The sequence below is a fragment of the Pseudomonas sp. NFACC42-2 genome (assembly GCF_900116055.1).
Taxonomy (GTDB): domain Bacteria; phylum Pseudomonadota; class Gammaproteobacteria; order Pseudomonadales; family Pseudomonadaceae; genus Aquipseudomonas; species Aquipseudomonas marginalis.
Map to the genome: position 1 here is coordinate 176,495 of NZ_FOZO01000008.1, position 11,606 is coordinate 188,100.

10 protein-coding genes and 1 pseudogene are annotated in these 11,606 nt (G+C 61.1%); 4 read left to right on the forward strand and 7 right to left on the reverse strand.

The window, feature by feature from the left end; translation table 11 throughout:
- Window positions 1-37 precede the first annotated feature (37 nt).
- Window positions 38-705 (reverse strand): annotated as a pseudogene (lepB, locus tag BM416_RS17110) (signal peptidase I).
- A gap of 111 nt (window positions 706-816) precedes the next feature.
- On the opposite strand from lepB, the gene BM416_RS17115 reads away from it, so the two are divergent.
- On the forward strand, window positions 817-1,380 hold the full coding sequence (locus BM416_RS17115; RefSeq protein ID WP_092488831.1) for a dihydrofolate reductase family protein: 564 nt from the start codon (window positions 817-819) through the stop codon (window positions 1,378-1,380).
- A 43-nt stretch (window positions 1,381-1,423) separates the two neighbouring features.
- Window positions 1,424-1,792, forward strand: a complete 369-nt coding sequence (locus tag BM416_RS17120; protein WP_092488832.1) for a dihydrofolate reductase — start codon at window positions 1,424-1,426, stop codon at window positions 1,790-1,792.
- A gap of 349 nt (window positions 1,793-2,141) precedes the next feature.
- Here BM416_RS17120 and cysS read toward each other — a convergent pair whose 3' ends face one another.
- Entirely contained in the window at window positions 2,142-3,530 is a 1,389-nt protein-coding gene (cysS, locus tag BM416_RS17125) for a cysteine--tRNA ligase (protein WP_065940105.1), read from the reverse strand.
- 20 nt (window positions 3,531-3,550) lie between these two features.
- Window positions 3,551-5,251 carry a glutamine--tRNA ligase/YqeY domain fusion protein gene (locus BM416_RS17130; protein WP_065940106.1) on the reverse strand — a complete coding sequence of 567 codons (1,701 nt, stop codon included), beginning with the start codon at window positions 5,249-5,251 and terminating at the stop codon, window positions 3,551-3,553.
- A gap of 249 nt (window positions 5,252-5,500) precedes the next feature.
- Between BM416_RS17130 and BM416_RS17135 the strand changes: the two genes are divergently transcribed.
- Both BM416_RS17135 and lpxH read left to right on the forward strand, forming a co-directional pair.
- Window positions 5,501-6,004 carry a peptidylprolyl isomerase gene (locus tag BM416_RS17135; RefSeq protein ID WP_065927032.1) on the forward strand — a complete coding sequence of 168 codons (504 nt, stop codon included), beginning with the start codon at window positions 5,501-5,503 and terminating at the stop codon, window positions 6,002-6,004.
- Complete coding sequence (gene lpxH / locus BM416_RS17140; RefSeq protein ID WP_074847193.1) at window positions 6,001-6,750, forward strand: UDP-2,3-diacylglucosamine diphosphatase; 750 nt, start codon at window positions 6,001-6,003, stop codon at window positions 6,748-6,750. The genes BM416_RS17135 and lpxH overlap by 4 nt, the downstream gene beginning before the upstream one ends.
- Before the next feature lie 153 nt (window positions 6,751-6,903).
- On the opposite strand, the gene BM416_RS17145 is transcribed toward lpxH, so the two are convergent.
- The 4 genes from BM416_RS17145 to BM416_RS17160 are packed head-to-tail and all read right to left on the reverse strand — an operon-like array spanning window position 6,904 to window position 11,569.
- Window positions 6,904-8,433, reverse strand: coding sequence for a DHA2 family efflux MFS transporter permease subunit (locus tag BM416_RS17145; RefSeq protein WP_092488833.1), 1,530 nt, complete (start codon window positions 8,431-8,433; stop codon window positions 6,904-6,906).
- Window positions 8,433-9,632: an HlyD/EmrA/EmrK family protein gene (locus tag BM416_RS17150; protein ID WP_065927031.1), complete on the reverse strand. Its 1,200-nt coding sequence runs from the start codon at window positions 9,630-9,632 to the stop codon at window positions 8,433-8,435. Before BM416_RS17150 ends, BM416_RS17145 begins: the two co-directional genes overlap by 1 nt.
- Window positions 9,633-9,647: 15 nt before the next feature.
- Entirely contained in the window at window positions 9,648-11,099 is a 1,452-nt protein-coding gene (locus BM416_RS17155) for an efflux transporter outer membrane subunit (RefSeq protein ID WP_092488834.1), read from the reverse strand.
- On the reverse strand, window positions 11,096-11,569 hold the full coding sequence (locus BM416_RS17160; RefSeq protein WP_092488835.1) for a MarR family winged helix-turn-helix transcriptional regulator: 474 nt from the start codon (window positions 11,567-11,569) through the stop codon (window positions 11,096-11,098). Before BM416_RS17160 ends, BM416_RS17155 begins: the two co-directional genes overlap by 4 nt.
- Window positions 11,570-11,606: the final 37 nt, after the last annotated feature.

Below are 11,606 nucleotides of genomic sequence, written 5' to 3' on the forward strand. Positions count from 1 at the left end.
TGCAACTGACATACAGCAATCGCTGGCAAGCCAGCGCCTACAGGATCGGCGCGCCAAATCTGTTCAGGCGTGGCATCCAATGCTCCAGGATCTGCGCCGATGCCAGCACATGATGCGCCCGCCCGATCAACAGCCGACGTGGCACAAAGCCGATGTATCGCGAGTCATCGCTGTTATCGCGGTTATCCCCCAGCATGAAATAGCTGTCGGCCGGCACCACCACTGGTGCGAAATTGCGCATCGCCCGCACCGTCGGCATGAACTGCACAGTACGCTGGCGGTTGGCGGCCAATTCGTTCAGCTTGATCCCCGGTACCGTATGACCTGGGACAATTGGCTCGCTGATGTCCTGCGCATCACTGTAGGTGGCTGGCGTACCGTTGACCCACAGCACTTCATCGCGCATTTCCAGGGTGTCGCCGGGAACGCCGACAATCCGCTTGATCAGGCGCATGCCATCCTTGGGTGACGAAAAGTCACCACATCGCCGCGCTGGGGATTATCGAGGTGGGTCAGGGAAATATCCGTGAGCGGGACCTTGAGGTCATACGCTACGCGATTGACCAGCACCACATCGCCTTCCAGCAGGGTTGGGCGCATGGAGCCGGAGGGAATCGGATTCCAGTCGGCCAGGGAGGTACGGAAAACACCGAAGCATATCCAGAAAATGATTGCGTAACGGTAACGGATCAACCAACTTCGCATACATCCTCGCACGGCAGAAAGGGGCATCAGACTGTTTCTCAGACGCCCGGTTGTGGCACCCGAGGATTAAATGAATATTAGCGTCAAAGCGCACTAAAAGGAGTTTTCGCCATGGATATCCACTGTTCCGTTTTTATCGCAACCAGCATCGACGGCTTTATTGCCCGTCCAGACGGTGATATCGAATGGTTGCACCGACCGGAATACGAAACCGCCGAGCTGAACGGCGTGACCTATGAACGCTTCATCGCCACGGTCGATGCACTGGTAATGGGTCGCAAAACCCTGGAGAAAGTCTTGTCCTTTCCGGATTGGCCCTACGAGGGCACTCCCGTCATTGCACTCTCCCATCAGCCTCTGCAGATCCCTGCGCATCTGGAGGGCAAGGTCGAGGTCATGGCAGCAGACGTCACCTCACTCGTGGCAACGTTAGCCGAACGCGGTATGAAGCACCTCTATATCGACGGTGGTCAGACGATCCAGGCGTTTCTTGACGCGGGCCTGGTCAATGAGCTGATCATTACGCGTATCCCGGTTTTGCTGGGGCAAGGCATTCCACTGTTCAGCCAGGTTGGCAGTGAGCGGGAGCTGCAGCATATTGGCACCTACGTGTCGGACAATGGTTTTGTGCAAAGTCGGTATCAAGTAATGTCAGGCGGTTACGCCGCGCAATAATGGATTTCTCTGAAGGAACAGACCATGAACCCACCCCCTCGCATTGGTCGCAGGCATAGGCAGCCGTAATCGCTCCATCGGCAAAGCCGGCGGGCTGTTGCGAATGGTGCCGGATGATCTGCGCAGATTCGCTGCCAAGACGATTGGCAAACCGGTCATCATGGGCCGAAAAACCTTCGAGTCGGTCATTGCACTCAGCGGTAGGCCATTGGCCGATCGGCCCAACATCGTGCTGTCCAGAAACCCTGACTATGTGCACGAGCACGCTATCGCCTGCCAATCCCTGGCAGCGGCACTAGAACGCGCAGCCCTCTACACCCCCGAGGAAATTCATATCGGTGGCGGGCCAGAGCTTTATGACCAAGCGATACACTTTGTGGACAGGCTGTACCTGACCCCTGTTCAACGATGATCACGAGGGTGAAGCCAGGTTTCCGAGTTTTAAGGATGAGTTCGTTGAGGTCTGCCGCCATGGCGTCCGACAGCACGAGGGCCTTGAGTACGAATGGGTGGACTACGTCAGGCGTAGATAACGACGCAATGAAACGGCCGCGCTAAAAACTGTAGGAGCTGGCTTGCCGGCGATGGCGGTGTATCAGCCAGCATGTTCGGTGGAAACCGAAGAATTCGCAAAGTGGACACGGTAAAAAATGTGGGAGCGGGCTTGCTCGCTCCCACAATGGATCGAGTGAGCCGTTAAACCGGCATGCAAAAAAAACGCCCCGAACCAGTCGGGGCGTTTTTTGTTCAGCGTTGACCGATCAAGCCTGATCAGCCAACCGCCACGTCGTCCCGCCCTTGCCGTCTTCCAATACCACACCCATCGCGGTCAGTTGGTCACGGATACGGTCGGATTCCGACCAGTCCTTATTGGTACGGGCGGTCAAGCGCGCCTGGATCAATGCATCGACTTCAGCCGCATCCACACGCCCTTCGGCGCCGGCTTGCAGGAAGTCGTCGGCTTCCATCTGCAACACGCCCAGCACACTGGCCAGCTCTTTCAAGCGCGCCGCCAGACCCGCCGCTGCGTCAAGATCGCTCTCGCGCAGGCGGTTGATCTCGCGCACCATCTCGAACAGCACGGCGCAGGCTTCCGGTGTGCCGAAGTCGTCGTTCATCACTTCGGTGAAGCGTGCCACGAACGCTTCGCCGCCGGCCGGCGCCACGGATGGCAGGCCTTTCAACGCGTGGTAGAACCGCTCCAAGGCGCCCTTGGCGTCCTTGAGGTTGTCTTCCGAATAGTTGATCGCGCTGCGGTAGTGGCTGGACACCAGCAGGTAACGCACCACTTCCGGGTGGTACTTTTCCAGCACGTCGCGGATGGTGAAGAAGTTGTTCAAGGACTTGGACATCTTCTCGCCATTGATGCGGATCATGCCGCAGTGCATCCAGGCGTTGGCGTAGGTCTTGCCGGTGGCGGCTTCGCTCTGGGCGATTTCGTTTTCGTGGTGCGGGAACTCGAGGTCGCTGCCGCCGCCATGAATGTCGAAGGTCTCGCCCAGGCAGCAGGTGGACATCACCGAGCATTCGATGTGCCAGCCCGGACGCCCGGCGCCCCATGGCGATTCCCAGCTCGGCTCGCCGGGCTTGGTGCCTTTCCACAGCACGAAGTCGAGCGGATCCTGCTTGGCTTCGTCGACTTCGATGCGCGCGCCGATGCGCAGGTCTTCGATTTTCTTGCGCGACAGCTTGCCGTAGCCCATGAACTTGGCGACGCGGTAGTACACGTCACCGTTGCCAGGAGCGTAGGCGTAACCCTTGTCGATCAAGGTCTGGATCATGGCGTGCATGCCAGGGATGTGGTCCGTGGCACGCGGTTCCATGTCCGGCTTGAGGATGTTGAGGCGCGCCTCGTCCTCGTGCATGGCGGCGATCATGCGCTCGGTCAGCGCGTCGAACGACTCGCCGTTCTCGTTGGCGCGGTTGATGATCTTGTCGTCGATGTCGGTGATGTTGCGCACATAGGTCAAGTCATAGCCGCTGAAACGCAACCAGCGGGTCACCAGGTCGAAGGCAACCATGCTGCGGCCGTGGCCGATGTGGCAGTAGTCGTACACGGTCATGCCGCACACGTACATGCGCACCTTGTTGCCATCCAGCGGCTTGAAGACTTCTTTGGTCTTGCTGAGTGTGTTGTAGATCGTTAGCACGACAGTTCCTTAAGACAGAATCACTGGCCCCACGAATCACGCAAGGTCACGGTACGGTTGAATACCGGCTGACCAGGTTTCGAGTCCTTGATATCCGCGCAGAAGTAGCCTTCGCGCTCGAACTGGAAACGGTCTTCCGGCTGTGCGTCGCCCAAAGAGGGTTCGGCACGACAACCGGTGAGCACTTGCAGGGAGTCAGGGTTGATGTTGTCGAGGAAGCTGGCGCTGTCTTCGGCCTTTTCAGGATTCGGCGAACGGAACAGGCGATCGTACAGGCGCACTTCGCACTCGATGCTGGCAGCGGCCGGCACCCAGTGGATCACGCCCTTGACCTTGCGGCCTTCAGGGTTCTTGCCCAGGGTTTCCGGGTCGTAGGAGCAACGCAGTTCGACGATGTTGCCCTCGGCGTCCTTGATCGCTTCGTCGGCGCGGATCACGTAGCTGCCGCGCAGGCGCACTTCGCCGTTGGGCTCCAGGCGCTTGTAGCCTTTTGGCGGCTCTTCCATGAAGTCATCGCGGTCGATGTAGATTTCACGGGCGAACGGCAGCTTGCGCACGCCGAGTGCTTCGTTCTGCGGATGACGCGGCAGTTCGAGATGGTCGACCTTGTCTTCCGGGTAGTTGGTAATCACCACTTTCAACGGACGCAGCACGCACATGGCCCGTGGCGCGTTCGCGTCGAGGTCCTGGCGGATGCTGAACTCGAGCATGCCGTAGTCGACCACACCGTCTGAGCGGTTGGTGCCGACCATCTCGCAGAAGTTGCGGATCGACGCCGGGGTGTAGCCACGGCGGCGGAAGCCCGACAGGGTCGACATGCGTGGGTCGTCCCAGCCATTGACGTGCTTTTCATCCACCAGTTGCTTGAGCTTGCGCTTGCTGGTGATGGTGTAGTTGAGGTTCAGGCGGCTGAATTCGTACTGACGCGGGTGCGCCGGGACCGGCAGGCTGTCGAGGAACCATTCGTACAGCGGGCGATGGCTCTCGAACTCCAGGGTGCAGATGGAGTGGGTGATGCCTTCGATGGCGTCCGACTGGCCGTGGGTGAAGTCGTAGTTCGGGTAGATGCACCACTTGTCGCCGGTCTGGTGGTGATGGGCGTGGCGGATGCGGTACATGATCGGGTCGCGCAGGTTCATGTTCGGCGAGGCCATGTCGATCTTGGCGCGCAGCACGCGGGCGCCGTCCGGGAACTCACCGGCGCGCATGCGGGCGAACCAGTCGAGGTTCTCTTCTACGGAGCGGTCGCGGAACGGGCTGTTCTTGCCCGGTTCGGTCAGGGTGCCACGGTATTCCTTGGCCTGCTCGGGGGTCAGGTCGTCGACGTAGGCCTTGCCGGCCTTGATCAGCTCGACGGCCCAGTCGAACAGCTGGTCGAAGTATTTGGAGGCATAGCGCACTTCACCGGACCATTCGAAGCCCAGCCACTTGATGTCGCTTTCGATGGCGTCGATGTATTCCTGATCTTCCTTGGCCGGGTTGGTGTCGTCGAAACGCAGGTGCGTGACGCCACCGAACTCCTGGGCCAGGCCGAAGTTCACACAGATCGACTTGGCGTGACCGATGTGCAGGTAGCCGTTGGGCTCTGGCGGGAAGCGGGTGACGATCTGCGTGTGCTTGCCCGAATCCAGGTCCGCCTGGATGATCGGGCGCAGGAAATTGACCGGGACGGCAGGTCCGGCCTTGGAATTCGAGGTAGGGTCGACAGTGGGCTTGCTCATAGGATCCTTGAACAGACAGGTTCGTGGCCGGTTGGGGCCAGATAAAACAAAGGCGATATCATAGCTGATGCTGTCAAGACACTGACAGGTCACGACCAAAAACTGCTGCTTTAATTAACCAGGCGGTAAAAAACCACCTCGAAATTCCTGCCGGGCACGCTAAACTGCGCGCCTTGGCCGCCGTTTAGCCAGACAGGTAAGGCGCCCCAGGCGTCCAAACCCACGAATTCCCTGAAAAGAGTAGTGAACATGACTCAAGTCAAACTGACCACCAACCACGGTGACATCGTCATCGAGCTGAACGCCGAGAAAGCGCCGATCACCGTCGCCAACTTCATCGAGTACGTTAAGGCCGGCCACTACGAAAACACGGTTTTCCACCGTGTCATCGGTAACTTCATGGTCCAGGGCGGCGGTTTCGAGCCTGGCATGAAAGAAAAGAAAGACAAGCGCCCAAGCATCCAGAACGAAGCGGACAACGGCCTTTCCAACGACAAGTACACCGTCGCCATGGCCCGTACCATGGAGCCGCATTCGGCCTCCGCGCAGTTCTTCATCAACGTGGCCGACAACGCCTTCCTGAACCACAGCGGCAAGAACGTACAGGGCTGGGGCTACGCCGTGTTCGGTAAAGTCACCGAAGGCCAGGACGTTGTCGACAAGATCAAAGGCGTGTCGACCACCTCCAAGGCCGGTCACCAGGACGTTCCGGTCGAAGACGTGATCGTCGAGAAAGCCGAGATTGTTGAGTGATATTACTGATTTCAGATTTGCATCTGGAAGAGGAGCGCCCGGACATTACCCGGGCGTTTCTGGATCTGCTTCACAACCGCGCCCGTGGCGCCCAGGCGTTGTACATTCTGGGGGACTTCTTTGAAGCCTGGATTGGCGACGATGGGATGACGCCCTTCCAGCGTTCGATCTGCGAGGCTCTGCGCGAGCTGAGCGACAGCGGCACCCCGATTTTTATCATGCATGGCAACCGCGACTTCCTGATCGGCAAGGCGTTCTGCAAAGCGGCAGGCGCCACCTTGCTCAAGGACCCGAGTGTCGTGCAGCTCGCAGGCGAACCCGTGCTGTTGATGCACGGCGACAGCCTATGCACCCGCGACCTTGGCTACATGAAGCTGCGGCGCATCCTGCGTAATCCCATCGTGCTGTTTATCCTGCGTCACCTGCCGTTGCGCACCCGCCACCGGCTGGCGCGCAAACTGCGCAGTGAAAGCCGCGCGCAAACGCGCATGAAGGCCAACGACATTGTCGATGTGACCCCCGAGGAAGTGCCGCGGGTGATGCAGCAGTTCGGCGTGCGCACCCTGGTCCACGGCCATACGCACCGCCCGGCGATCCATAAGCTGCAGATTGGCGACCAGGCGGCCAAGCGCATTGTACTGGGGGATTGGGACAAGCAGGGCTGGGCGTTGCAGGCGGATGAGCAAGGCTTTCAGTTGGCGGCGTTTGACTTCGTCAATCCGCAGCTGGCGTTGCCTGGCGCCTGATCCTCGAATCCCCTGATCCAATGTGAACAGAGATCAAAATGTGGGAGGGGGCTTGCCCCCGATTAGGGCGGGTCAGTAAAAGATGTTCAACTGACACTCCCTCATCGGGGGCAAGCCCCCTCCCACAATTGATTGCATTTCAGTCTTTGCCAATCAGTGGGCGGACGCTTCCGGCCCTGCCTTGGCGCCAAACGGCGGTTTGGCCAGCCACACCAGCAGCATCAACCCCATGAACATCCACCCCAGCAACGTGAAGTAATCCACGGTGGACATCATGTACGCCTGGCTGGTGAGGATCTGGTCCAGTTGCGCGTAGGCCTTGTGCCCTGCCCCACCGAGCGCCTGCAGCGCGTCGCGGGTGGCCGAGTCATAGGTGGTCATGTTCTCGCTCATGTACGCATGGTGCTGGTCCGCCCGGCGGATCCAGATCCAGGTGGTCAGCGACGCCGCGAAGCTGCCGCCCAGGGTCCGCAGAAAGGTCGCAAGACCGGCGCCGTCGGCGATCTGGTGCGGTGGCAGGTCGGACATCAGGATGCTCAAGGTCGGCATGAAGAACAGCGCCACGCCGATGCCCATGAACAACTGCACCAGGGCGATGTGGGTGAAGTCCACCTCATTGGTGAAGCCCGCGCGCATAAAGCAGCTCAGACCGATCGCCAGGAACGCCAGGCCCGCCAGCAGGCGCAGGTCGAACTTGTGCGCGTACTTGCCCACGAACGGTGACATCAGCACCGGCAGGATGCCGATCGGCGCCACCGCCAGGCCGGCCCAGGTGGCGGTGTAGCCCATCTGGGTTTGCAGCCATTGCGGCAGGATCAGGTTGATGCCGAAGAAGCCCGCGTAGCCGAGGATCAGCACAATCGTGCCAATGCGAAAGTTACGGTAGGCAAACAGCCGCAGGTTGACCACCGGATGCTTGTCGGTCATTTCCCAGATGATGAACACCGCCAGGGCGATCACCGAAATCGCCGCGCCCACAATGATGAAGTTGGATTCGAACCAGTCCAGGTCGTTGCCCTTGTCGAGGATGATCTGCAGCGCGCCGACGCCCACGATCAGGCTCAACAGCCCGACATAATCCATCGGCTGGTAGCTGGTGGTCACCGGGCGCTTCTTCAATTGCGCACGCACCACCATCACCGCAAAGATGCCGATGGGGACGTTGATAAAGAAGATCCACGGCCAGCTGTAACTGTCAGTGATCCAGCCACCGAGGATCGGCCCCGCAATCGGCGCCACCACCGTGACCATTGCCAGCAACGCCAGGGCCATGCCACGCCTGGCCGGCGGGTAGACCGCGATCAGCAGCGTCTGGGTCATCGGGTACAACGGCCCGGCCACCAGGCCTTGCAGCACCCGGAAGCCGATCAATTCGGGCATCGAAGTGGAAATACCACAGAGGAACGAGGCCAGCACAAACAGCATGGTCGCCCACAAAAACAGCTTCACCTCGCCAAAACGCCGGCTCAACCAACCGGTCAGCGGCAAGGCGATGGCGTTGCTCACCGCAAACGAGGTGATCACCCAGGTGCCCTGCTCCGAACTCACGCCGAGGTTGCCGGAAATGGTCGGCAACGCCACGTTGGCGATGGTGGTGTCGAGCACCTGCATAAAGGTCGCCAGCGACAGGCCGATGGTGGCCATCACCAGGCTGGGCGGCGTGAAGGAGGCGTTATTGCTCATCAGCGTTGCACAGCCTTGGGCGCGGCGATGCTGTTGGCATGGATCAACTCGGTGATCATGGCGTCAGCCTCGGCCAATTGGCGGTCATACACATTGGTGGTGAAGGTCGCCTTCTGCGGCGCCTGTTGCGCCAGCACCGGGCCGCTCTGGTCATGCAGGTCGACATTGACGACGGTGCTCAGGCCGACCCGCAGCGGGTGCTTGGCCAGTTCTTCGGCATTGATGTGGATGCGTACCGGCACCCGTTGCACGATCTTGATCCAGTTACCGGTGGCGTTCTGCGCCGGCAGCAGTGCAAACGCACTGCCGGTGCCGGCGCCAAGGCTATCCACGGTGCCGCTGAATTTCACGTCGCTGCCGTAGATGTCCGACTCGATGTCCACCGGCTGGCCAATGCGCATGTCGCGCAATTGGGTTTCCTTGAAGTTGGCGTCGATCCACAGCTGGTTCAGCGGGATCACCGCCATCAACGCCGTACCCGGCTGCACGCGCTGGCCCAGTTGCACGGTGCGCTTGGCCACGTAGCCGGTGACCGGCGCGATCAAGGTGCTGCGCGCATTGGCCAGGTAAGCCTGGCGCAGTTGCGCGGCGGCGGCCTGCACGTCCGGGTGGGACGAGATCACGGTGTCATCCACCAGCGCATTGCTGGTCTTGAGTTGCTGCTCAAGGTTGGTCAGCGCGTTTTTCGCGGCCGTCAGGCTGTCACGGGCGTGGGACAGTTCTTCCTGGGAAATCGCGCCGCCCTGGGCCAGGGTCTTGCGACGGTTGAAGTTGTCCTGGGCAGTTTGCACATCGGCTTTCTGTGCGTTGACCTGGGCTTTCATGCCATCGACGTTGCTGTACAAGCCCCGTACCTGGCGCACGGTGCGGGCCAGGTTGGCCTGGGCACTTTGCAGGCCGACAGCGGCGTCGTTGGGGTCGAAGTTGATCAGCACCTGGCCTTCGTGGACCAGGTCGCCATCGTCGGCGCCGATGCTGACCACGGTGCCAGTGACCAGCGGGGTGATTTCCACCACGTTGCCGTTCACATAGGCGTCGTCGGTGCTCTCGTTGAAGCGCCCGTAGAATTCATACCAGCCCCATACGCCCACGACGCCGAGGATGACGATCAGCGCGAGGCCGATCAGCATGACCTTGCGTTTGCGTGGGTTGTTGTCTTTGGGTTGTTCTGTAGCGTTGGTGTTTTCGGCAGTGGCCATGACAAATACCTCAAATTATTCCGTGCGGGTGGCTGGGGTGGTCGACGCCACGTTGTCGGCGCTGTATCCGCCACCCAGGGCCTGCATCAATTGAATCGACAGATCGATTTGCCCGGCATTCAGGGTCGCCAGCTGACGCTGGGCCTGCAGCAATTGCTGCTCGATGCTGAGCACGTCCAGGTAGTTACCGACCCCTGAGCCGTAGCGCTGGACCACAGTGTCGTAGGACTGCTGGGCAATGTCCGTGGCGTGTTGCTGGGCCTGGATCTGCCGACCGGTTTCGCGCAGTTGCGAAAGGGTGTTGCCGATATCGCCCAAGGCCTGCACCAGGGTCTTGTTGTACTGGGCCACGGCCAGGTCGTAGTCGGCATCGCGCGCATCGAGGTCGGCGCGCAGGCGGCCGCCATCGAAGATCGGCAACGAGATCGTCGGCGCAATGTTGAAGAAGCGGCTGGCCGAGCCGAACATCGCATCCCCCAGCAACGACTCGGCCCCGGCGCTCGCGCTGAGGTTGAGGTTGGGGTAGAAGCGCGTCTTGCTGGCGGCGATGTCCTTGCTCGCAGCCTCAACTCGCCAGCGCGCGGCGATCAGGTCCGGGCGGCGGCCCAGCAATTCGGCGGGCAACACCGAAGGCACGGCGACAGCGGCGGGCTTGAGCACATTCGGACGGGCCAGTTCGCCGCCTCGGTCGGGGCCTTTGCCGAGCAATACGGCGAGTGCGATCTGGGCGCTCTGCAGTTGCTTGTCGGCATCGATCAATTGCGACTGGGAGCTGGCTTCCAGGCTTTCGGTCTGCTGGTACTGGTACTGGCTGTCGATGCCCGCAGCCAGGCGGCGCTTGCTCAGGTCGAGCATTTGCCGGGTGCGCTTGAGGTCATCGCCGGCCAGGTCGCGCACGATGTGCGCCTGGCCCAGGTCGCTGTAGGCCTTGGCCACATCGGCAGCGAGGGTCAGGCGCGCGGCCTGCTGGTCGACCTCGGCGGCGCGGGCCTGGCCCAGCGCGGCTTCCCAGGCGGCGCGCTGGCCACCCCAGAGGTCGAAGTTGTAATTGAAGCTGGCGCCGATATTACGCACGGTCGAGTAGGCATCGCCCTCGCCGCGCGGGTCCTGGTCCTTGGCCAGGCGTGAACGGCTCACGCCGGCGCTGCCATCCAGGGTCGGCATGCGTGCGGCATTCGCGGCATAGGCGGCGGCTTCGGCCTGATGGGCACGGGCGCTGGCGACTTGCATGTCGGGGCTGTTTTGCAGGGCTTCCTGGATCAGGCCGTCGAGCTGCGGGTCGCCGAGGCTTTTCCACCAGTCGGCGCTGGGCCAGGCGGCATTCGACAGGGTCACCCCGCTCAGGGATTTACCGGTCTGCAAGGTGTTGGCGTCGAGGCGCCGGCCCTGGGTGTCGAGACCGCTGAAGTTGGCGCAACCGGCCATGCTCATGGCCACGAGCACCAGGCATAGGGCACGTGTGTTCATGCTTTACCTACCCGCTGCAGGGTGATGGGATCACCGGCAGCTATCAGAATTTTCTTGAGGATCCGTTCCAGGGTTTGCAGCTCGCCGGGTTCAAGCACGCCCGCCAACTGGTTCAACGCCTGGGCGCCTATATGCGGCAGCATGTCTGCCAGGCGCTGGCCGTCGGCAGTCAGCACCAACTGCACCTGGCGGCGGTCCTGCTCGGAGCGTTTGCGGTCCAGCAGGCCTTTCTGCTCGAGGCGGTCGAGCATGCGGGTCATCGAACCGCTGTCCAGGGACAGGTTGCGGCACAGCTCGGCCGGGGTGTCGACACCGAACTGGGCCATGATGATCAGCACCTTGAACTGCGCGGCCGTGATGCCGTGGGGTTCCATGTGGGTGTCGATGATGCGGTCCTTGAGGAGCGCCGCACGGCCCAGCAACAGCCCGAGGTGGCAGTTGTGGAAGTTTTCAGGGGTGAAGTGGGGCATCGGAAGTCACCTTATTACTGCCTAGGCAGTGAATGTA